The organism is Nitrospinota bacterium (assembly GCA_016217735.1).
In the GTDB taxonomy this organism is placed as follows: Bacteria; Nitrospinota_A; UBA7883; order JACRGQ01; family JACRGQ01; genus JACRGQ01.
Map to the genome: position 1 here is coordinate 23,340 of JACRGQ010000033.1, position 22,811 is coordinate 46,150.

Below are 22,811 nucleotides of genomic sequence, written 5' to 3' on the forward strand. Positions count from 1 at the left end.
CGATCTCAATTTGTAAATTGGGAAATTCCAAAATAGTCGCAAATCAATAAATCCCTGAATTCGGCTTCAATTACACGTAATTCAATAAGAGAAAGCCTATTTAGGCGGTGGTCAGAATCTTTTTGGCTTTGCATTCCACTTCTATCTGCTCAAGATGATAGTCAAGCGTCATTCAAAAAGCGGCTGTAAGCAAAGGGAACCGCAGGAGGCCCAAATTCCCGGCTAATAAGGTATTGCGCCGGTACAACAGAATTCATTCTGTTGTTGGCCCGCGAGGGGCCAAGAGGGCTTGCCCCCTTTGGGGACAACCGCAGGATGAATCCTGCGGTACCAAACTTCAGCGCGGCCTTTGCACGGGGGGCGGTTTTGTCATTCTGAGCGCAGCGAAGAATCTCGTTCCGGAAAGGGATACTTCGCTGCGCTCAGGATGACGGCTGTATGGGTGGCGGCTCCGGATAAAAATCGGGTATTCTTACGCGGATGGAACAGCCGCTAAATCCGCGCTTCAAGTACCGCTGGGCCGCCCCCGGCGACGTGAACGCCTTCTTCGGCCTCATGCTTGACAACATGACCGGCCTCGTCGTCCTTTCCTCCATCCTCATGGGCATCTTCCAGATGCCCGCCGATGTGGTGCTGCTAAAGATGGTGCCCGGCACGGCGCTGGGCGTGATGCTGGGGGACATCGCCTACACATGGATGGCGTTCCGCCTCGCCAACAAAGAGCGGCGGCAGGACGTTTGCGCCATGCCGCTGGGGATAGACGCCATCGCGCTGTTCGGCCTCACGCTCGGCGTGGTCGGCCCCGCCTACGCCGTCACGCACGACGCCGACAAGGCGTGGGCCGCCGGCATGGCGGTGCTGGTGGTGATGGGGGCGGTAAAGACCATCACCGCGTTCTTCGGCGAAGCGGTGCGCCGCAATGTTCCCCGCGCGGCGCTGCTCGGCTCGCTGGCCGCCATCGCCGCCATCTTCATCGCCTACCTCCCGGCGCTGAAAATATTTTCCGATCCCGTGGCGGGCCTCGTGGCGCTGGGCGTGATCCTGCTCACGCTCACCGCGCGGGTGAAACTCCCCTTCAAAATCCCCGGCGCGCTCGGCGCGGTGGCGCTCGGCACGCTGGTCTACTACATCAGCAAAGCGGCGGGCTTCGCCGGGCCGCACAACCACATGGAAGCGTCGTTCGCGCTGTCGCTCCCCATCCCCACCATGCACTGGCTGGACGGCCTTGCGCTCGGCGCGAAGTATCTCCCCATCGCCATTCCCATCGCCATCACCAACGTCATCGGCGGCATCGATAACACCGAAAGCGCCGCCGTGGCGGGCGACCACTACCCCACGCGCGACATCCTGCTGGTGGAAGGCTTCGCCACGCTCATCGCCGGCATCTGCGGCGGGGTGATACAGAACACCCCCTACATCGGCCACCCCGCATACAAGCGGATGGGGGGGCGCGCCGCCTACACGCTTGCCACCGGGCTGTTCATCGGGCTGGGCGCGATGGTGGGGCTTATCGGCTGGCTTATCGCGCTGCTGCCGGAATCGGTGATGGTGCCGATACTCATCTTCATCGGCCTTGAAGTCACCGCGCAGGCGTTTGGCGAAAGCGATAAGCGGCACCTGCCCGCCGTCGCCATCTGCTTCATCCCGGTGGTGGCCGATCTCGTCTTCATCCAGTACAACACGGTGATGGGGATGGGGGGCCTTTCGCTTGATAAGATGCCGCCCGACTTTCAGCAGACCTACAACGCGGTGATGGTGCTGGGCAACGGCTTCGTCTGCACCGCCATGATTTGGGCCGCGATGCTGGCCTTTCTCATCGACCGCAAATTGCGCCACGCCGCGCTCGCCGCGCTGGCGGCCGCCGCCTTTACCGTGGTGGGGCTGATACACTCGCCGTTCGCCGACGGACGGCTCTTTCTTCCTTCGGCGGACTTGCCGCGCATGGTCTGGATGATCGCCGCCGGTTATTTGTTAATGGCGGGGTGCTACTTTATAATGAGCGCTCTTAACAAGGAAACAAACGAGGTTTTAATTGACTGATTTACACGCGATGAGACACTCCGCCGCGCACGTCATGGCGCAGGCGATAAAGGAACTCTACCCCAACGCGCAGTTCGCGTTCGGCCCGGAGACGGAAGACGGCTTCTACTACGACGTGAAAATTCCCGACGGCGCGCTGAAGCAGGAGGATTTGGGCAAGATCGAAAAAGCGATGCAGCGCATCCAGAAGGCGAAAAAGCCGTTCGAGCGGGCCGAGGTTTCGCGCGCGCAGGCGCTGGAGCTGTTCAAGGCGCAGGAATACAAGATAAAGGCGCTCAACGACCTGCTGAAAAACGAAGCAAGCGTCAGCACCTACACGCAGGACGGATTCACCGACCTCTGCCGCGGCCCGCACGTGGAAAACACCGGGCAGATCGGCGCGTTCAGCATCGACCGCATCGCCGGTTCCTACTGGCTGGGCGACAGCAAGAACGAAGCGCTCCAGCGGGTGTACGGCCTCTGCTTCGCCACGCGGGACGAGCTGAAAGAGTACAAAACCATGCTGGAGGAGGCGCGCAAGCGCGACCACCGCGAGACCGGAAGAAAACTCGACCTCTTCTCGTTCCACGACGAGGGGCCGGGCTTCGTCTTCTGGCACGCCAAGGGGCTGAAGGTCTTCAATATGCTGCTCGACCACATCCGCTCGCTCTACGCAACGCAGGGGGCGCAGGAGATAAAAACCCCCGAAGTGCTCAGCGTGGAGCTGTGGCACCAGTCGGGCCACTACGAAAACTACCGGAACAGCATGTACTTCACCTCGGCGGAAGACCGCGAATACGCGGTGAAGCCGATGAACTGCCCCGGCGCGATACTCATCTACAAAGAAGCGCTCCGCTCGTTCCGCGATCTGCCGTTGCGGCTGATGGAGATGGGGCATGTACACCGCTTCGAGCTTTCCGGCGTGTTGCACGGCCTCTTCCGCGCCCGCGCCTTCACGCAGGACGACGGACACCTCTTCTGCGCGCCGGAGCAGATAGAAGAGGAAATCGCGCTCTTCGTCGACGCGGTGATGTCCACCTACAAAGTGTTCGGCTTCGACGACATCACCATCTACATCGCCACCCGGCCGGAGCACAGCATGGGGAGCGAGGAGATATGGGAGACCGCCACCAATGCGCTTAAGGTGCCGCTGGACAAGAAGGGCATCCCGTACAAGATAAAAGAAGGCGAGGGGGCGTTCTACGGCCCCAAGATAGAGTTCAACGTGAAAGACTGCATCAAGCGCAACTGGCAGCTTGGCACCATACAGGTCGATTTTTCCATGCCGGAGCGCTTCGGGCTGGAATACGTCGGCAGCGACGGCGGCCGCCACCGCCCGGTGCTGCTGCACCGCGCCATCCTCGGCTCGCTGGAACGGTTTTTGGGCATCTACATCGAGCACGTGTCGGGGAATTTCCCCGTCTGGCTCGCCCCGGTGCAGGTGATGCTGCTGCCGGTGACCGACAACCAGAACGGTTACTGCGAAGAGCTGCGCCAAAAGCTGGCCGCCGACGGTATCCGCGCCGAAGTGGACACCGCCGGCGAGCGGGTGAACAAGAAAATCCGCAACGCGCAGATGGTGAAGGTGCCGTACATGCTCATCATCGGCGAAAAGGAAGCTGGCGCGAAAAACCTCTCGGTGCGTCTGCGCAGCGGCGAAACGGTGAACGAGATACCGGTGGAGCGTTTCGTGGGCGCCGTGAAGGGCTTGGCCGCATCGCGTTCCGCCGCGCTGTGGGACGAGCCGCTTCCGCCGCCGCCCCAACGCGAAGCCTGACCGGGGAGTACTTTCATACGCGCCCACGCGGTTTTGCTGATGGGATTATCTTACGATTGAGCGAACCGGTTTCGCCGCAAGCTGAAGTTTACCTCGATTCAGGGGTGTCTCAGTTTGAATTTTTCGGAGTTGCCCTTCCCAACGGTGGCACGGGCAACGGCCTATAGGCCATTTCCGGAGCGGATTGAGAAATTCAATTCCGCTCCTCCTTCCGCAAGCTTCGCCGCCGCATATTTATTCAGCCGATCCTATCATCCTGAGCCGGGGGCGAAGTATCTCTTTCCGGAAAGGGATTCTTCGTTGCACTCAGATGACAAAAATCAGGTTTGCGGCCACAAAAAATGCAAACCAATGCGATAATTTTCAAAAGAGCGGCGCGTCAGCCGCCGTTGAGAATGCTTAAAATGTCGGCCAGCCCTTTTTTGGTCTGGCGCACCGCTTCGATGATGGCGTCCCGCTCGCTGGCGGTCTTCTTTCTTTTCTGCAGCCGCTTCTTCGCCCCGGCGATGGAAAACCCCTCGTCGTACAGCAGCGATTTTATCTCCAGCACCAGCTCGATGTCCTGCCGGCTGTAGAGGCGGCGGCCGCTCTGGCTTTTGCGCGGGGTCAGTTCGGGGAACTCGGTCTCCCAGTAGCGCAGCACATGGGTTTCGATGCCGGCGATGGCGGCGACATCGCTTATCTTGTGGAACATTTTGTCGGGCAGGTTGGGCAACGCCAGTTGCGGGCTTTTCCCCTCGGCGGCTTCACTCATCGATCACACCCTCAATGCCGTTGGTTTTCATTTCCCCTATCGCCCGCTTGGCCGCTTCGGCTGTTTCAAACGGGGCGGAGACAACCTTAAATACTTCCCGGTCTTTGCGCTCTTCCACAATCTCCGTTCGGACACTGGCGGCCCTGAAATGTTTTTCCGCCACCAATGCGCGGTCTTTCAACCAAATGGGGCCTACAATTAGATATTTTCCGTCAACTTCGGCCATTGGCGCAACATTTAATTTTTCCCCGGCGGTTTTCAGCTCTTTCCAGGCGGCGGCGTCATTGGCCGGGCCAGCCTTGACCGTAAAGGCGGACATCGGGCGCAACGCCGTCTCGGCGGCGGCGATCACCCCTTTTTTCGCCAGCGATTGCGCATGGCGTTCGGCGTTTTCGCGCAGGAGAAAAATGCCGAAACGGATGCGCCACCGGGGCGCGGCTGGCGGGGATTCCGCCTGCTTGAGCGCGGCGGCATCCGCCGTTTGCGCCGCCGCGGGCGTTTCCCGCCGCACTGGCACATCGATAACCGGAGCGGCATTTGCCGTTACCGCCTCTTCCCGCAAGATGCGCGGCGGAGGGGCGATGGAAACCGGCGCGGCGCGCCGCGCGGGAGGGGGTTCCGGGAGATTGAGATACAGCATGGCGGCGCCCCCCAGCAGGAGCATGAGCAGCGCGAGCCGCAGCGGCGCGGCCATGCTCTTTCCGGGCCGCCCCCACTCTTCTTGCGGCATGAAGCGGATGCCGGTGCCGGGCCGCAAAAGATTGAACTCTTTTGAATACGTTTTTTTGGGAGGGGTGTGGCGGGAAGGATTTGGCTTTTTCACCATGTCTTCATTTTATGTCAAACCAAAATAAAAATGGTGGGCGAAACAGGGCTCGGCCACTGTCGCGGCCGCATCACGCTCCCGCTCCATCGGCCCCCGCCCGCCGCTATCCGGGCGTCCATGCCCGGATGCGCTCCGCCCTGCTCGCGCCGCGGCGCGCGTTTCGAGCCACACGGCGGCATTGCCAAGCCAATGTCGTCATTTTACGTCAAGCCAAAATAAAAATGGTGGGCGAAACAGGGCTCGAACCTGTGACATCCAGCTTGTAAGGCTGGCGCTCTACCAACTGAGCTATTCGCCCGTGCGGTGTTGGATTATAGCACCGGTTTCTTCAAAACGGAGAACTACGGTGAAAATTGCGGGATGGGCGCGTGGGCGCTCACTCGGCCGGGAAAAACCGTTCCACCGGGTCGGACCATGTTGTAAGGAAAAATCCGCCCGGCGCGGGACGGAGCACGATCTCCCCCACAAGATCGGTGCGGAACACCGCGGCGTTTTGGGCCGCCAGCGTTTCGAGCGTGGCGCGCGCCGGAAAGCGGTAGTGGTTCATCACCCCCGCGCTGATCACCGCCAGCTTTGGCGCCACCGCCGCGGTGAATTCCGGCGTGGTGGAGCTGCGGCTGCCGTGGTGCGCCACATGCAAAAGACCGGCGTTCACCGGCGCGCGGCGCGCAAGCAGCTCGCGCTCCACCGGCTTTTCGGCGTCGCCGGGAAGGAGCAGCCGTTTTCCTTCCATCGCCGCCATCAGCACCAGCGAGCGGTTGTTGTCCTTGCGCTCCGTCACCGCCGCGAAAAACTCCGGCGTGGGGGAGAGCACGTCGATGCTTCCGCCGCCGAAGGCGAGGCGGTTCCCCGCCACGAGCCGCCCCACGCGCGTTCCGCGCTCCGCCGCCGCGGCGCGCAGCGCGGGGAGCATCTTCTCGTCGCCGCCGTTGTCGTAATAGGCCGCCACGGGAAAGCGGCGGATCAGGGCGAAGAGGCCCCCCACATGATCCATATCGCCGTGCGTGGCGATCACCGCATCCAGCTTCCGGATGCCGAGCCGCCGCAATTCGGGGAGCACCGCCAGATCGCCCGCGTCGAAATTCCCGAAGGCCGGGCCTCCGTCCACCAGCACGCTCGCCCCTTCCTTGAAGAGGATGAGGGTTGCGTCTCCCTGCCCCACGTCGATAAAGCGGAACTCGCCGTGGCTCCGCGGCGCGGGCCAATAAAACAGGACGGCCGCCGCGATACAGGCGGCTGAAAGCAGATACGCGAGGCGTCCGCGGTAAAACGCCAAAAGGGCGAGCGCCGCGTAAAAGAATGCGATGAGCCACGGCGCGGGGGCGGGGCCGGAGAACGAGAGCAGCGGATGCGCGGCGAACAATGCGGCCATGCCGTCCAGCATTGCGAACGGAAGCGATGAAATCCACGCCGCGGCCGGCGCAAGCGGCGGGAAGAAATAACCGGCGAACGCGGCGGCGAACACCGACGGCACCGCCACGGCCCCAAGCGGAATGGCGGCAATGTTCGCCACGATCCCCGCCCCGTACAGCTCGTTGAACACCGCCATCATCACCGGGGCGAGCGCCACCGTGATGGCCGCGCTGATTTTCACCGTCAGCCACAGTTCGTCCGCCCGTCTCCGCCGCCAGCTTTTTTCCGGCGCGGGATTTTCCAGCGGATCGGGCTCTTCCCCTTCATCGCGCGCCATCATCACGATGATAGTCAGCACCGCCCCGTATGAAAGGATGAACGAAACGCTGAAAAGCGCCGCCGGGTCGCACAGCAGCGTCAGCATGGCGGCGATGGCGAGCGCGTTGAGCATTTGGTTTTCCCGCCGGGCGGCAATGGCGGTGAAAAAGGCGGCCGCCATGATGCCGGCGCGCACGGCGGATACCTTTGCCCCGGCGGTGAAGACGAACAGCCCTACCGCCAACAGCGCCGCCAGCGCGGCGGCGCGCCGGTGAAAACCTTCCTCCGCCCACGCGCGGTTGAAAAGCCAGCAAAAATTAAAAAGCAAATAGTTGAAGGCAAAAAACGCGATGCCGCTGATAAAGCCGACATGCAGCCCCGAAACGGCGAAAAGGTGGGCGATGCCGGCCATGGCGTAGTTGCGCTTTTCCTGCCGCGAAAGGGCGCCGGTAATGCCGATGCTCATGGCGGCCGCGGCCGGGGCGCGCTCCGCCGGATAATAGTGAGCGATGAAGCCGTTCATCGCGCGGCGCAAGCGTTCGCCGATGTTGGCGGGACGCCAACCGGCCCCGCGCTCGACAACGGTCACCGCATCCCCCCGCGCCGAAAGCCGCGCGCCGACACCGGCGTCCCGCATGTGCGCCGCGTAATCGAACCCGCCGATGTTGCGCATGCCGGTGACCGGCTTCAGCCGCGCGCCGGCGATCCGGACGGCATCCCCCGGCAGCGGCGCTTCCCCCTCCACATTCCGCAATGACACCTGCACGCCTCCGCGCACGGGGCGTCCGTCCAGCGTTTCGGCCTCAAGGATAAAGTGACAGCCGGAGGGATAATACTCGAACCCGCCCGTTATCCGCCCGGTCAATTCGCCGTTCACCGGCACGTTGTTGACGATGTGTTCCGGCGCGTCGAACGCGGCGGCGGCGTGCCACATCCCCCAAACCCCGGCGGCGGCGAACAGCGGCAAAAGAATGCGGCCGCGCAACGGCATTTTTGAAATGAGGATGAGGAGAAGCGACGCCGCGGTGAGCAGGAGCAGGGCGAAAGCCGAAAACCCCCACAACCGATAGGCAAGCACCCCGGCCATCAACCCGAAGAGGAATTCGGCGGCGGGAAAGAGACGGATAGCGGTCCCCATTAATGGGTGTATTTTACTTCGAGTCCGTCCAACGGGTTTTTATTTCTTTAAAATCCGATCATGGCGCAACACCGCGAAAAACGGCCTCTTTCCATTGTTGACTGGCCGCCGGGGCGGGCGTATAAATGTAATGTCAACATACCACCGGCAACCGCTTTTTGAGGAGAATCAACCAAATGGCTATTAAGGTCGCAATCAACGGCTTTGGACGCATCGGACGCAACATCCTGCGGGCGGCTTTGCACGATAAGAGCATCGAATTCGTGGCGGTGAACGATATCACCGAACCCAAGACGCTGGGGCACCTGCTGAAATACGACTCGGTGCTGGGCAACCTGGAGGAGGATGTCGTCGTCGAAGGCGACACCATCAAGGTGGCGGGCCGCGCGGTAAAAGTGCTGAAAGAGAAAGACCCGGCCGCGTTGCCGTGGAAGGCGCTCGGCGTCGACATCGCCATCGAATCGACCGGCATCTTCACCAAGCGGGACGGCGCGCAGAAGCATCTCACCGCCGGCGCGAAAAAAGTGATCATCAGCGCCCCGGCCACCGACGAAGACATCACCATCGTGCTGGGCGTCAACGAGGACAAGTACGACCGGGCCAAGCACAACATCATCTCGAACGCATCCTGCACCACCAACTGCCTCGCGCCGGTGGTGAAAGTGCTCATCGAAAAATTCGGCTTCGTCAGCGGCCAGATGACCACCATCCACAGCTACACCAACGACCAGCGGGTGCTCGACCTGCCGCACAGCGATCTGCGCCGCGCCCGCGCCGCCGCGCTCTCCATGATTCCCACCACCACCGGCGCCGCCAAGGCGGTCGGCCTGGTGCTGCCGCAACTGAAAGGGAAGCTGGACGGCCTTTCCATCCGCGTTCCCACCCCGAACGTTTCGCTGGTCGACCTCGTCTGCATCCTCGAAAAAGAGACCTCCAGCGAAGAGGTGAACGCCGCCCTGAAGGAAGCCGCCAACGGCAAGCTGAAAGGCATCTTGGAATACTGCGACCTGCCGCTCGTCTCCAGCGATTTCAAGGGGAACGCCAACTCCAGCATCGTCGACGCCATGTCCACCAAGGTGCTGGACAAGAAACTGCTGAAGGTGCTTTCATGGTACGACAACGAATGGGGCTACAGCAACCGCGTGATCGATCTCGTCAAGTTCCTCGAGAAAAAGGGGCTTTAGTCCGATGCTGAACAAGCTGACGATGGACAAGCTGGACGTGGGCGGCAAGCGCTGCTTCGTCCGGGTCGATTTCAACGTGCCACTGGACGATTTCCAGAAAATCACCGACGACACCCGCATCCGCGGGACGCTTCAAACGATCAACGACCTGATCGACCGGGGGGCGAAGGTGATCCTCGCCTCGCACCTGGGGCGGCCGGACGGCGAGCGCAACCCGAAATACAGCCTCAAGCCGGTGCAGGCGCGCCTGGCGCGGCTCCTGAACCGCGAGGTGCTGTTTGCCCCGGACTGCGTGGGGCCCGAAGTGGAAAAGATGGTGGCCGCCATGAAAAACGGCGACGTGCTGTTGCTGGAAAACCTCCGCTTCTATAAAGAAGAGGAGGCGAACGACCCCGGCTTTTGCAAAAAGCTGGCGGCGCTGGCCGACCTCTACATCAACGACGCGTTCGGCACCGCCCACCGCGCCCACGCCAGCACCGAGGGGATCACCAAGCTGGTGGCCAAATCGGCCGCCGGCTACCTGATGAAAAAGGAAATCGAATACTTCAACCGCTCGGTGGCCGATCCGGCCCGGCCGGTGGTCGCCATCGTCGGCGGCGCGAAGGCCAGCACCAAGATCAAGGTGTTCATAAACCTCATTGACCATGTGGACAAGATCATAGTCGGCGGCGGGTTGGCCTTCACCTTTTACAAGGCGCTGGGCTACAATGTCGGCAAATGCAAGGTGGAAGAGAATATGCTTGACGCCGTGCAGAAGATCAAGGACAAGGCGCGCGAAAAAGGGGTGAAATTTTATCTCCCCGTCGATTTCGTGGTGGCCGACCGCATCGATCCGCGGGCGAACACCAAGATCGTCCCGGCCAAGGAAATTCCGGACGACTGGTTCGCGCCGGACATCGGCCCCGCCAGCGTGATGCTGTTCAAGGAAGTGCTGCACGACGCCAAGACCATCATCTGGAACGGCCCGATGGGGGTGTTCGAGATGGACATCTTCTCGCGCGGCACGATGGCGATGGTGCATGCCGTGGCGGACTGCTATGCGTTGACCATCGCCGGCGGCGGCGATACCGACGTGGCCATCCACAAGGCCGGCCAGAGCGACAAGTTCAGCTTTATCAGCACCGGCGGCGGCGCGTTCCTCGAACTGCTGGAAGGAAAAACCCTGCCGGGCCTTGCCGCCCTCTCCCCCACCGAATAATCAAGTGCCTCAGTTTGAAAAAATATGGCGGGCAGGACAGACAGCAGCCTATAGGCCATCTCCGGAGCGGATGGAAAAAAGCCATTCCGCTCCTTCCATTCTGGATTCCCGCCGGAGTTTACCCCCGCCTTCGCGGGGATAAACTCCGGCGGGGGCGAGGATGACAACAACGGGGAATCGGGCTACTTCTTGAATCCAACCGCGAAGAGGTTCCCCGCCGGGAGCGGCACCGGGATATGGCCGATGCCCGTCGCCTTCAACACCGCGATCAGTTGCGCCTTGGCCGGCAGTGGCAGCAGCTTTATCCAGTAGTGCGCCGGATAGGTGTTGATCACCGTCCGCACATCCACCTCTTTGAACCCCGCGCCTTCCAGCAAACGGGTGACGCCGCGCGGCGAAAAAAGCTGGAGGTGTTCGATATCGAAAATGGGGGATTTCATGCCGAGCAGTTTCGCGGAAAAAGCGCGGTGGTTGTGGCAGACGAGGGCGAGCGCCCCGCCCGGCTTGAGCAGGCGGAAGGCGGCGGCGCAGACGGCGGCGGGTTCGGACAGGTGCTCCATCGTCTGAAAGCAGGTGATGAGCGAAAAACTTTTCGGCTGAAAAGCCGATTCATAAAAAATTCCTTTGCGGATGAGCGGGCGGATGTTTTCCTTCGCCGCCCGTATCGGCGCATCCGAAGGCTCCACCCCCGCCACGCCGGTAAAACCGTTTTCGAGGAGCCGCTCCAGAAACGCGCCGTCGCCCGCGCCGATGTCAAGCGCGCCGATGCGGTCCGGCAGCTTGCGCGCCGCGCGCAGAACGTGGGCGATGCAGGTGCGCGCCGCCCGCGCGGATTCCTCGCCGCTGTCGAATGCGGCCGCTTCATAGGCGGCGGCAAGCGCGTCGGCCGCCGGGACGGGGGTGGCGTAGATCAGGTCGCACGCATCGCAGCGGACCAGCCGCAGGTGCATCTGTTCCGGCGTTTTGCGCGAGGCATAGGCGAAGGCATCAAGCTTGGCGGAGTCGTAATTGGCTTCGGCGAAAAGGTTCGCCGAGCGGTCGGCGCCGCAGACGGGGCAGCGCCGTTCGCGCATTTGCACGGTTAAACCCCACCCGCGCCGTGCATGACCACGGCGCGTCCTCCCCTTATCGCCCATGGCGAAGGGGAGGAACTATTTTCAAACAGGGGCACTCGTTACTCCCGGCCCCGCGCCTGGGTTTCCGAGGCCTGCCGCACCTCGCCGTTCATCACGATGTTCCGCCGGATGAAGCGGGGGCGCTGCTTGACCTCCTCGAATATTTTGGCGATGTATTCCCCCACAATGCTGAGGGCGAGGAGATTGATGGAGCCGAAGAACACCACCGTCAACAGCACGGTGGTGGTGCCCTTCGGGGCGATGTCGGGGAAAATCAGTTTGAGGATTATATCGATGATGGTGAGGAGGGCCGAAACGCCGAAGAGCGCCCAGCCGGCAAAGCTCAACATGTTCAGCGGCGTGTTGCTGAATGAGAGTATCCCCTTTTTGGCCCAGTCGATGTTCTTGAGCAGGCTGTTGGTGGATACGCCGAACATCCGCTCCGGGCGGACGTACGGGATGCCGGTTTGGCGGAAACCGGCGTAGGCGCGCAGTCCGCGCATGAAGGCGTCGCGTTCGGGAAACCGGACAAGCGCCTTGACCACCTTTTTGTCCAGCAGCGAAAAATCCCCCGCGTCATGCGGAATGTTCAGGTACGAGAACCAGTCGAACACGCGGTAGAAAAGCTTGTAGGCGAACTGCATGTGGAGCGGCGCTTCGCGTTTCACCCGCACGCCGTATACCACCTCGTACCCCTCTTTCCACTTTTCCATGAACTGTTCGATGATCTCGGGCGGATCCTGCAGGTCGCCGTCCATCAGCACGCAGCCGTTTTTCGTGGCGATCTCCATGCCGCTGCGGAAGGCCGCCTGCGAGCCGAAATTGCGTGAATGGGTGATGCCGACGACATGCCGGTCGCGCGCGCTGATGGCGCGGATGACCTCTTCGCTGTTGTCGGGGCTGTTGTCGTTGACGAAGATGATTTCGTAATCGATGTTGAGGGCGGCGAAAACCTTCACCAGCCGTTCGTGCATGATGGGAATCGCCTGGCCGTCCTTGTAACAGGCGACGATGGCGGAGATGCTGTAGACGGTATCCACCCCCCGCTGCTTGGACGAGCGGTGGTACTTTTCCGGATCCTTGAGACCCTTGTACCAGTCCACGGTTTTCAGCAGGCCGTCGCGCAGGGTGGCGCGGGCCGCCCAGCCGATCCGCCGCTTGGCCTTGGCGGGATCGGCGTACCATTCCTGAACGTCCCACGCGCGGCTTTGCATCTCGAATTTCGGTTCTTCGGCGATGCCGAATATGCCGCGCGCCACGGCGGCCATATCGGATATTTTCGTCCGCACGCCGCCGCCGATGTTGAACGATTCGCCCCAGTCCTCTTCCCGCAGGTTGAGCGCCGCGTCGATGAACGCCTCGCAGGCGTCGTCGACATATACGAAATCGCGCGATATGTCGGGGTTGACGAGCGGCGGATATTTTCCCGCCAGCCCCTTGGCGATCAGCGCGGGGATGAGCCGCGCGGCGTCTTCGTAGGGGCCGTAGATGGAGTAGAGCCGCAGGTTGGCGCAGGGAAAGCGGAGTTTTTTGCCGTAGTAGTGCAGCAGCCCGGCCACCGCCATCTTGCTTACGGCGTAGTGGCTGTTCGGCGCGAGCCGCGCGTCTTCGGCGGGGCCGGACGCGTTATCGCCGTATTCCGACGAACTCCCCGCGTGTATGTAGCGAACCGCGCCCTGTTTCCGCAGCTCTTCCAGCAGTTTCACGGTGTAGTTGACGTTGGTGCGGTAAATAAGGTCGAAATCGGTTTCAAATGAATACGCGCCGTACGCCACGCAATCGAACACCGTGCGGGGGCGCACGGTATCGACGAGCGTTTTTATGTTGGTGTCCACCAGCAGGTCGGTGACGAGAATATTCTGCTCCGGCAGCCCTTCCAGCCGCCACGCCCACTGCTGCGTTTTGGTGCCGTACACGTCGGATCGCGCCGCCAGCAGCATGCGGAAGAGGTTAGCCCCCACGAAGCCGCTGGCCCCCAGCACGAGGATCGGCCCTTGCAGCCGCTCGATCTTGGCCCTCAGTTCCGGGTTCATCGTTCCGCCATTATGACGGCAAGCGCCGTATCGGCGTCAATGCCGCATTCCTTGCGGTGGAACTGCTGCGATCCGAAGCGGCCCGACAGGTACCCCTTCGCGTGGAAGTGGCCGAATGCGGCGGGGGCGCTCCCCATCAAAGCCAACACGCGGGCCAGCGCCTCTCCCAGCCCGCCGTGGGCGACGTGCTCTTCCACCACATGGAGCGCGCCGCTTTTTTTCACGTCGGCCGCAAATGCGGGCGGCGGCGGATTGTGTTCGAGCGGCAGTTCGGTGACCACCCAGAGCGCGGGGCGTTTTTGTTCATCCATGGCGGTAAGTTTGCCGATGAAGCCGCCGGCGATGGGGCCGATGGCGGCAATCACCGGGCCGCCGCCGGAAACTATTTTCCGCCATCCGGCGTAAGGGGGCAGGCCGAACCCCGCCGGTTTTTCGCAGCGGCCGAGCCGGAGGTAGCCGGGCGACGGCGTATCGGCCATTTTGTCCACCACCGGCGCGACATCATCGCCGAACGCCGGCACATAGGCCCGCATGTGCGGCAGGCAGAGCATCGCGCCGTAATCCTCCAGCGCGTGATGCGTCGCCCCCATCGAGCCGTAGGCGTAGCCCCCGCCGTTGCCGACGATCTTCACATTCAGCTTGTGGGAGCAGACATCGTTCCGTATCTGCTCGAACGGACGGGCATAGGCGAACGGCGCGATGCTGTAAACCCATGCGGGCAGCCCTTCGCTGGCCATCCCCGCCGCCACCGAAACCATGTTCTGTTCGGCCACGCCCGCGTTGATGAAGAGTTCCCCCATCGCGTCGCGCAGCGGTTCCAGCGCCATGAAGCCGAGGTCGCCGGTGAGGAAGGCGAACCGGCGGCGTTGCGAGAGGGCGACCAGCGCCTGGCAGACGGCGTTTCTCATGCGCGCTCCACCTCGTCCACCGCCTGCCGGTATTGCTCCTTTGTCATCGGCAGGTAGTGCCACTCCATTTTGTTCTCCATGAAGGAGACGCCGTGCCCCTTCACCGTCCGCATGATGATCGTTTTCGGCAGGCCGTCCTGTTGCGCCAGCGCCTTGTGCAGTTCGCGCGGGTCGTGGCCGTCGATCTCCAGCACGTCGAAACCGAAGGCGCTGAACTTGCCGCCGAACGGCTCCATGTTCGCCACGTCGCCCGTGCGGCCAAACCCCTGCAAATCGTTGCGGTCTATCAGAATGGTGACGCGGTGCAGGTTGTGGTGCGCGATAAAAAGCGCCGCTTCCCAGTTGGAGCCTTCGTTCCACTCGCCGTCGGACATGAGGCAGTAGACCGGCGCGTTGTTCTTTTGCAGGCGGCGCGCCATGCCCGCCCCCGCCGCCAGGCCGAGGCCGTGGCCCAAACTGCCGGTGGAGAAACGGATGCCGGGATGCCAGCCCCCCACGGGGTGGCCGGGGAGATTCGTGTTGTCCTTGTGAAATGTCGCCAGGTCGTCGTCGGCCAGTTGGCCGGCAGCCCAGAGCGTGACGTAGAGCGCGCCGGCCGAGTGTCCCTTGGAGAGGATGAAGAGGTCGTCCTTTTCCATCGCCTGCGTGTGGAGGAAAAGCATCGCATCGAGCGAGGAGAGATTCCCGCCGATGTGGCCGATGCCGCTTTCGTGATGCATTTTCAAAAGGCGCAACTTCGCCTTTTTCAGCGCGTCCTTGAAAGCGGAAAAGTCAGGCGTTTTCACAGAACCGCATTATACCCTCCGTTTCAGGGGATGCCAAAATGGCTACGCTTATAATTCCATCGTTACCGAAATACCCAGCGTGTAAAAATCTTTGTCTTCGGCAATGATGCTGTATTGGTTGGGCAGGAAATTGGTGTCGTAATTCGTGGTGCGGTCATAACGCAGATACAGCGAAACGGCATAGGAACCGAAGCTGCTTTGCGGCTCCACCACGATAAAATCGCGGAACATTTGCAATTGCGGCTCGTAACTTTGCGGAGTCTTCGGAGTTTCGTAGCGGCCGATTTGGTATTTCAGCCGTGTCTGGCCGCTAAAACGGTGCAAGTGGCTGAAAACCAGGCTGCGGCTGTTGGTTCCAGTGATGGCGCCCAGGGAAACATCATGGTGCGAATACCCCTCATAAGAATAAGAAGGGTGCCGATAAAATCCGTTAACTATCCGGTTATACTCCAATCGGAAAAAGTCGTCTTCGAAAGCCAGCGTCATCCCGGTCGTGTTCGAAGGCTGGCCCCACTCGATAAATTCCACTTTTTTTGCCTCGGTAGGGTAACTTTGCCACCATGTGCCAAAATCCCCCGACGCCTCTTCATCATAAACGGTAAACGACTTGACCGATGGGAAAAGCCTGTTTAGCGGCAGCCGGAGAGTTATGTCGTATGAAACAATCCCATCGTTGTTAAAACTTCCTCCCATATGTTCGCTGCCCCCGCCAAACAACGTGAGATACTCGTTCGGTGCGTATGCGGGACGCCCCGCGCCGCCATAATGGATGATTCTGGTGCCCGCCAATTCCAGCCAGCCGGCCGGGGAATACGCGGCGCGCACCGCCATGACATTCGAATTCGACGGGTCTTGTTCCTTGTTCCACAGCAGCCAGCCGTTCATCAACGTGATATCCCATTTTCCGAAAAAATCGAGCGGCTCTTCAGTGGCCAGTTTTATCAGCGGGTACGGCTCGGCATTGGTGGAGAGAAGGAGACCGCCATATTCACCGGGACCCAAGGCCACGTTATCTTTTCCGGCCTCGATGGACCATTTGCCCAAACGGTATTTCGCGTAGGCGCGGAATATTTGGCTTTGCTTGAACTGCTCCGTCTCAATCTGTTTAAATTGGTAATAGAAAGCGAATGTATCGCCATAGGTTGCATAGCCATCCTCGAACAGGAAAAGGTTCGCCCCTTTGTAATAGACAAGCCCGGACGAACCCGGGATGACCGCTTTTTCCTCATTGCCGACAAGAAATTTCGCGGTGATGCCGGAAAGCGGCTTGAAGTTCCACGTCCCGGCTTCGCCAGCGGCGCAGCCGGAATCGGCATTATCGAGTCCCGCTTTTTCCAGGCGGTAACAACTGGCGGGGGACACGTTGCGGCCAGGGGCCATCTTGTCCGAGGCAAGGCCTAAACGGTCGTAAAAGGCCCTGTTTTCCGGGTTGATGTTCAAAATATCAGCGGCACCGGCGGAAACAGGGAAAAGAAGCAATGCAAGCGCCACACACGATATTCCCTGTCGAAATGTCATAGCTCCTAATTCCATCCGCAAAAAGATATTTACCCTGAACATTCGGGCGAATCCCCGGCGCAGAATGCCCGCCGCTAAATTTTATTTCCCGCTTGAGAAGGTGGAACGTTGCCCGCGCCACCGCCCCGGCCGCCCGCCCAAAAAAACCGGACCGCCTCCATCCACGACCAGATATACAGCCATACCGCGCCTATGGTTTTTAAGTGCCATAGATTGGCGAACTGGCGCACCGGGCGCGGCACCAAATCCGAAAATACGATGGAGACAAGGAACCACCCTATAAGCAGGAATGCCATCCGGGTTTTGAATCCCGCTTCGTCCCCCCCGCTCCGGGCGGAAAGGGCCGCGTGGAGCATGAACGTGAATATGGGAACCAGCATGACGTAGGTGGGGCTTTCCGCCCGCTTGTTGAAAAGAATCATGAACGCCAGCGCCAGCGGCACAAGCAGCCGGACGAATTGCCCCCTATCCTTGCGGAAAACCATGAACGCCGCGGCCGCGATAAGCGCCGCGTTTGCAAGCAGGAAACCGGAAAACGCCGGATTGCTTATGATAATCCCGTAATGCCGCAGGGTGGGATGCAGGCCCAAATAAATGGTATGCACCCGTTCCATGGAATGCAGTTCCACGAGCGTGCGGAAACATTCCATCAGCAGGGACGGCGGCATAACCAAAAGCGGCAGCAAGGAGAGTCCCGCCAGAAAAAGGACGAATGAGGCGATGAATACCGCGTTGAACTCCAGCATCAGCAGCATGGCCATCGGAAGCGGTACGATTTTCAGCCCCACCCCCAGCGCGAGAAAAAAACCGGAAATCGCGTACCGTCCCCGGAAATACATGGCCGTTCCCAACAGGATAACGCCGGTGATAAGGCTGTTAATCTGAAGGTTGGTAAGGCTGCCCATCATCTCGTTGGCCATCAAAAGCAGGGCGAAAAAATACCACCACCCGCTGAAAAGTTTCCGTTTCCCGTCGATCTCGCGCCATACGGCGTGGATGCCGGCCATAAGCACAAGCATGTTCAGCACGCACCATACGTAGGAACCGGCGTGCGGCCCCAGGGCAAGCGTGGAAAACGGGTAAAAAAACAGCGCGAACAGCGGCGGCCACAAAAACCAGTTGCCGAACGGCGGCTCCGCCGTCTTCCAGTCCGCCGGATAGGGATTGCTATGGTTTTGAATGATGGAGATAACGCCGCCGTTGTACCCCAGGTAGTTGTTGTGTATCCCCATAGCCGGGGAAATGGCCAATAGCGCGAAAAAAAAGATGAATAGAGCCGCCGTTTTCTTTTCGAAGCTGAGTTTCAACCAATAGTCCATATATAGTGGGGATGATTTTATACCAAATAACCGCGGGGAACGCGGCAAATTATTGCGCCGCGCCGGCCACCGGGACTGCCGTTCCCTCGGCCTGCATCTTATTGGCGAAGTGCATGACAATCTGCGCCCATGCCCACAGATACAGGAGGACGGCCCCCAGCGTTTTGAAATGCCACGCCTCCGCCGTTATGCGGAATATGGGGGAGGCGAAAACGCTATAGCCCCACCAGATGAGCATCCATCCGATGACGATGAACAGGGCATTGGCGCGGAACCCGCTGTCGTCCCCCTCTGCGCGTAAGCGCAACGCGGTGTGCAACATGAAAACAAACACCGGCGCGATGATGATAAAGCTCTGGCTTTCCGCCCGCCGGTTGAATAGAACGGCGAAGCCGAGCAACGCCGGCACGATGAGCCGTATAAACTCGCCGCGATCCCTCTTAAGAAGGTGAAACGACGCCAGCGCCAGCGCGCCGGCGTTGGCCAAGGTGAAAAAGACGAACTCGGCGGGAGCGATATGGAAACCGTAATGCAGCAGGGTCGGCTCCAGACCGAGGTGGACGGCGTGCAGCGGCACGGTGACGATGATATCGAACCAGCTTGCCAGCATCGAGCCGTAGGCGGCCCACCCCATGATGGGCGCGGGCAGGAGGAAAAGGGCGCCGGTAATCGCGGCGAAGCCGATGATAAAACCAAAGCCGAGATCGAGGCCGAGGAGCAGCGCCATCGCCAGCGGGAACAGCTTGAAATTTGTCCCCATAGCCAGCAGCAATGCGGCCCACCCCTTGCGCCCCCGCAAATAGAGTCCCGTCCCCAGCAGCATCATGCCGGTGACAAGGCCGTTGTTATGCGCATTCATGATCGAATCCGGCATTTCGCCGGCCAGCAGGAATAGCGCGATGAGGAACCATTTTTTCCGCAGCAGTTTCCGCTCGCCATCGATAAGGCTGAACAAAGACCACACCCCCGCCATGAACGCCGCAAAATTCAGCAGCACCCAGGCATAAGAGCCGGCATCCGGCCCCAGCCCGTGGTGGGTGGAAAACGGCGAGAAGAAATAGGCGAAGGTGGGGCTGCCGGGGAACTCCGCCGGCGGGGGAGATTCGCCCGCCTGCCAATCGGCGGCGGGGTAGGGATTCATTCCAATTATGACGGCCCGTGTGCCGACATCGTATACCTGGTAAATATTGCGTCTCTCCGCGGCGGGGAAAAGCGCGGCAATGGAGAAGAAAAGGATGAACAGGGCCGCCGCCCTCCGCTCGAAGCCAAGTCTCCGCCAATAATTCATAGGATAGTGACAATTATATATGACCCTGCGGGGGGCTTTGACGCTTTGGGGAAAATAATGCCTTGCCTGACGCCCCCCTTTTTTCTGGCAAGAAGTCCGATGACACCGATACATCCTTGCCATGCCCCGTCAGTAATCGCCTAGTGCATTGTAAAACAGCCTGTTTACAATCGGCGCGTCCGAATGACCCTGTTGGGGGGCGTTATGGCACAGCTCTTGAACTATCAAGCAGTGGAGTTGGAAATTTTGACAGGAGGATACATTGAATAAGGGAATATACGTAGCCACCAGCGGCAGCCTTGCCCAGGAGCGGGCAATGGATATTATCGCCAACAACATGGCGAACATGAACACGGCCGGCTACAAGGCGGACCGCATGCTTTTCCAAAGCTACCTCCAGAAAGCCGGCGCGCCCGGCGCGGCCGCACCTGCCGCTAATGAGATCAAAGCCGGGGTTTTAGCGGACAAGACGGATGACATCACCTATATGGTCGGCTCGCAAAGCTACACCAATTACGAACAGGGGGCGTTGCAGAAAACCGGCAACAGCTTCGATATCGCGCTCGACGGCGACGGTTTCATGGCCGTGCAGACGCCGATGGGGGAACGCTACATCCGCGGCGGCGCTTTCAAGATCGACTCCGGGGGCGACTTGGTGACGGCGGACGGCTATCAGGTTTCGAACCAAAACGGCAATCCCATCCATGTGGGAAACGAGGAATTTTCCGTGCGGGAAGACGGCCGCGTGACTGTTTCCGGCGGCGGGATCGAGCAGCTTAAAATCGTGAATTTCGCCGACCGGTCACAACTGAAGAAGGCGGGACAAGGGCTTTTCGTGGCCGACGAAAAAATGGACACGGCGGCGCCAACGGCGAACGTGAGGCAAGGGTATCTGGAGGCCTCCAACATCAACCCGGTGGCGGAAATGACCCGGATGATCACCGCGTTGCGCACCTACGAAGCATTCCAGAAAACAATTCACTCGAATGACGACATGACATCGCGCCTTATCGCCGATGTCGCCAGACCGTAACCGGCTATTTAAAGGAGAAATGCCATGATTCGTTCGCTTTACACCGCCGCTACCGGCATGGGCGCGATGCAGGAAAACATCAACGTGATATCGAACAACCTGGCCAACGTCGGCACGATGGGCTTCAAGCGGAGCCGCGCCGAGTTCCAGGACCTTTTGTACCAGACAATGCGGATGCCCGGCACCGAAACCCCCACCGGCAACCAGGTGCCGACCGGCATTCAGGTCGGCATGGGCTCAAAACTTTCCGCCGTGTCGAAGCTCTTCTCGCAGGGGGATTTTCAGCAGACCAGCAACGAGCTGGACATGGCCATACAGGGAAAAGGGTTTTTCCAGGTGCTCCAGCCGGACGGCACGGTGGGTTACACCCGCATGGGGGCATTCCGGCTCGATAGCACCGGCCAGATGGTGACCGGCGACGGCGAACCGTTAGAGCCGCCGATCACCATCCCGCAGGACGCGCTGAATGTGAGCATCTCCGCCACCGGCCAGGTATCGGTGATACAGCCGGGCCAGACCGTGGCGACCGTGGTTGGACAAATGGAACTGGCCAGCTTCATCAACCCGGCGGGGCTTATTTCCGTCGGCCGCGGGCTGTACAAGGAAACCGCCGCCTCCGGCGCGCCGACGCCCGCCGCTCCCGGCACCAACGAATTGGGACAGGTGCAGCAGGGTTTTATCGAATCCTCCAACGTCAACGTGGTGGAAGAGCTTACCAACATGATCCTCGCCCAGCGCGCCTACGAGCTCAACTCGAAGGCGATAACCACCTCTGACGAAATGCTCCAGACCGCCAACAACACGAAACGGTAACGGACATGGTTAAAAACTCCGGTCCGCGTATGGTTTGCCTGACACTGCTGCTGGCGATGCTGGCGGCGGGGCCGGGGAGAGCGGTTGAGCGGGGGGCAATTTCTGCCGCCCCGGATGCAAAAACTTCCGCATTTTTCCAAAAGGCCGTCGGCGAATACCTCGCTTCGGCCCTTTCAGATACCGTATCGGAGTACCGGGTTTTGGACATTAGCGTTTCCGGCAACGAAAAAATCCCCGCCGCCTTCGATGACTACCGGCTGAACGTGCAACGCACTTCCAAGGGGATGGAAACAGTGATCGGCGAGGTGGAATTCTACAGTAACGGAAATGAAATCAAACGGATAAGTCTATCCGCCAAAGTTGAGATACAGGCCGAAGTGGCGGTGGCCGCCGAGCGGATACCCAAAGGAACCACCATCACGGAGGGAATGCTCCGTATGGAAAAAATTAAAGTCCACGGCCCGGTAAACGATTTTTGCACGGATTTTGCACAAGTAGTGGGTCAAGTGGCTGACCGCAACATCCAGCCGAACCGCCCGGTGGCGAAAGCAAACCTGGCGAAAGCGGTGGACGTAAAGGCCGGCGACCTGATTCTGCTGGTGGCGGAAAACAGCGAGGTGAAGCTGACCACCCGCGGGGTCGCGAAAAAGGACGGCAGTATAGGCGAACTGATACCGGTGCTTAACCTCCGGTCGAACAAAAGGCTGTTCGGCAGGGTGGTGGACGCGGGCACGGTACAGGTGAATTTTTAACGGAACAAGGAGATGGCAATGAACGGAAATTTGAAAACGGCGCTGGTGGCGGCCGCGCTGCTCTTTGGTTCCGCCGCCTGCGCGGGCAAGCAGATACCCCCCGCCATGATCGTGCCCGACCCGGAACCGGTGAAGGCTACTTCCACCGAAGGCTCGCTCTGGCCCGGCCAGAACGGCCCGAACATGCTCTTCGCCGACAACAAGGCGCTGCGCGTGGGGGACATCGTCACCGTGTATCTGGTGGAAAACGTGAAAGCGCTTAACACCACCACCAACCGCACCAGCAGCCAGACGCAGAACACCATCGGCATTTCCACCGACAACACCAAGCCCGGAACCAATATCAGCATGGGCGGCGGCGAAGATTACCGCGGAACGGGAAGCAGCGGCCGCAACGACGCGCTCACCGCCACCGTCTCGGCGATGGTGATGGAGGTATCCATCAACGGCAACATGAAGATCGAAGGGCGCCGCAAAATGAAGATTAACAACGAGGATCAATTCATCCACGTTACCGGCATCGTGCGGCAGGAAGACATCAACTTCGACAACTCGATCATGTCCACCAAGATCGCCAACGCGGAAATCCAGTATGACGGCGTGGGGGATCTCAACGACAGCAACACCGGCGGCTGGGCAACCCGGCTGTTCAAGAAAATCTGGCCCTTTTAAAGGAAGGC

The 22,811-nt window shown here is 60.5% G+C and carries 18 protein-coding genes and 1 tRNA gene; 8 read left to right on the forward strand and 11 right to left on the reverse strand.

Annotated features, from left to right (window positions below; translation table 11 throughout):
- Window positions 1–480 precede the first annotated feature (480 nt).
- Both HZA03_05320 and thrS read left to right on the forward strand, forming a co-directional pair.
- The gene (locus tag HZA03_05320; protein MBI5637373.1) at window positions 481–2,040 is read left to right on the forward strand and encodes an MFS transporter; all 1,560 of its coding nucleotides are present in this window, start codon (window positions 481–483) and stop codon (window positions 2,038–2,040) included.
- Window positions 2,033–3,796, forward strand: coding sequence for a threonine--tRNA ligase (thrS, locus tag HZA03_05325; GenBank protein ID MBI5637374.1), 1,764 nt, complete (start codon window positions 2,033–2,035; stop codon window positions 3,794–3,796). The genes HZA03_05320 and thrS overlap by 8 nt, the downstream gene beginning before the upstream one ends.
- 379 nt (window positions 3,797–4,175) lie before the next feature.
- On the opposite strand, the gene HZA03_05330 is transcribed toward thrS, so the two are convergent.
- The 4 genes from HZA03_05330 to HZA03_05345 all read right to left on the reverse strand — a co-directional run bounded on the left by HZA03_05330 (window position 4,176) and on the right by HZA03_05345 (window position 8,185).
- Complete coding sequence (locus tag HZA03_05330) at window positions 4,176–4,550, reverse strand: MerR family transcriptional regulator (GenBank protein ID MBI5637375.1); 375 nt, start codon at window positions 4,548–4,550, stop codon at window positions 4,176–4,178.
- Window positions 4,543–5,376: a hypothetical protein gene (locus tag HZA03_05335; GenBank protein ID MBI5637376.1), complete on the reverse strand. Its 834-nt coding sequence runs from the start codon at window positions 5,374–5,376 to the stop codon at window positions 4,543–4,545. Before HZA03_05335 ends, HZA03_05330 begins: the two co-directional genes overlap by 8 nt.
- A 222-nt stretch (window positions 5,377–5,598) precedes the next feature.
- Window positions 5,599–5,674, reverse strand: a tRNA-Val gene (locus HZA03_05340).
- A gap of 78 nt (window positions 5,675–5,752) precedes the next feature.
- On the reverse strand, window positions 5,753–8,185 hold the full coding sequence (locus HZA03_05345) for a DNA internalization-related competence protein ComEC/Rec2 (protein ID MBI5637377.1): 2,433 nt from the start codon (window positions 8,183–8,185) through the stop codon (window positions 5,753–5,755).
- A gap of 176 nt (window positions 8,186–8,361) precedes the next feature.
- Here HZA03_05345 and gap point away from each other — a divergent pair, with 176 nt between their 5' ends.
- Both gap and HZA03_05355 read left to right on the forward strand, forming a co-directional pair.
- Window positions 8,362–9,369 carry a type I glyceraldehyde-3-phosphate dehydrogenase gene (gene gap / locus HZA03_05350; protein MBI5637378.1) on the forward strand — a complete coding sequence of 336 codons (1,008 nt, stop codon included), beginning with the start codon at window positions 8,362–8,364 and terminating at the stop codon, window positions 9,367–9,369.
- A 7-nt stretch (window positions 9,370–9,376) separates the two neighbouring features.
- Window positions 9,377–10,567, forward strand: coding sequence for a phosphoglycerate kinase (locus tag HZA03_05355; protein MBI5637379.1), 1,191 nt, complete (start codon window positions 9,377–9,379; stop codon window positions 10,565–10,567).
- A 182-nt stretch (window positions 10,568–10,749) separates the two neighbouring features.
- On the opposite strand, the gene HZA03_05360 is transcribed toward HZA03_05355, so the two are convergent.
- The 7 genes from HZA03_05360 to HZA03_05390 form a co-directional block, all read right to left on the reverse strand.
- On the reverse strand, window positions 10,750–11,640 hold the full coding sequence (locus HZA03_05360) for a class I SAM-dependent methyltransferase (protein ID MBI5637380.1): 891 nt from the start codon (window positions 11,638–11,640) through the stop codon (window positions 10,750–10,752).
- Window positions 11,641–11,741: 101 nt separating this feature from the next.
- Window positions 11,742–13,715: an NAD-dependent epimerase/dehydratase family protein gene (locus HZA03_05365; GenBank protein MBI5637381.1), complete on the reverse strand. Its 1,974-nt coding sequence runs from the start codon at window positions 13,713–13,715 to the stop codon at window positions 11,742–11,744.
- Complete coding sequence (locus HZA03_05370) at window positions 13,712–14,623, reverse strand: transketolase (protein ID MBI5637382.1); 912 nt, start codon at window positions 14,621–14,623, stop codon at window positions 13,712–13,714. Before HZA03_05370 ends, HZA03_05365 begins: the two co-directional genes overlap by 4 nt.
- Complete coding sequence (locus HZA03_05375) at window positions 14,620–15,342, reverse strand: transketolase (protein ID MBI5637383.1); 723 nt, start codon at window positions 15,340–15,342, stop codon at window positions 14,620–14,622. The genes HZA03_05370 and HZA03_05375 overlap by 4 nt, the downstream gene beginning before the upstream one ends.
- Before the next feature lie 114 nt (window positions 15,343–15,456).
- Window positions 15,457–16,899, reverse strand: a complete 1,443-nt coding sequence (locus HZA03_05380) for a hypothetical protein (protein MBI5637384.1) — start codon at window positions 16,897–16,899, stop codon at window positions 15,457–15,459.
- Window positions 16,900–17,000: 101 nt separating this feature from the next.
- Window positions 17,001–18,245 carry a DUF2029 domain-containing protein gene (locus HZA03_05385; protein MBI5637385.1) on the reverse strand — a complete coding sequence of 415 codons (1,245 nt, stop codon included), beginning with the start codon at window positions 18,243–18,245 and terminating at the stop codon, window positions 17,001–17,003.
- 49 nt (window positions 18,246–18,294) lie between these two features.
- A complete protein-coding gene (locus tag HZA03_05390; GenBank protein MBI5637386.1) occupies window positions 18,295–19,533 on the reverse strand; it encodes a DUF2029 domain-containing protein in 1,239 nt (412 codons plus the stop codon).
- Between the two features lie 262 nt (window positions 19,534–19,795).
- Here HZA03_05390 and flgF point away from each other — a divergent pair, with 262 nt between their 5' ends.
- The 4 genes from flgF to HZA03_05410 are packed head-to-tail and all read left to right on the forward strand — an operon-like array spanning window position 19,796 to window position 22,803.
- Entirely contained in the window at window positions 19,796–20,566 is a 771-nt protein-coding gene (gene flgF, locus HZA03_05395; GenBank protein ID MBI5637387.1) for a flagellar basal-body rod protein FlgF, read from the forward strand.
- 24 nt (window positions 20,567–20,590) lie between these two features.
- Window positions 20,591–21,379, forward strand: coding sequence for a flagellar basal-body rod protein FlgG (gene flgG, locus HZA03_05400; protein MBI5637388.1), 789 nt, complete (start codon window positions 20,591–20,593; stop codon window positions 21,377–21,379).
- Window positions 21,380–21,408: 29 nt separating this feature from the next.
- A complete protein-coding gene (gene flgA, locus HZA03_05405; GenBank protein MBI5637389.1) occupies window positions 21,409–22,131 on the forward strand; it encodes a flagellar basal body P-ring formation protein FlgA in 723 nt (240 codons plus the stop codon).
- An 18-nt stretch (window positions 22,132–22,149) separates the two neighbouring features.
- Window positions 22,150–22,803, forward strand: a complete 654-nt coding sequence (locus tag HZA03_05410; protein MBI5637390.1) for a flagellar basal body L-ring protein FlgH — start codon at window positions 22,150–22,152, stop codon at window positions 22,801–22,803.
- The last annotated feature ends 8 nt before the right edge of the window (window positions 22,804–22,811 follow it).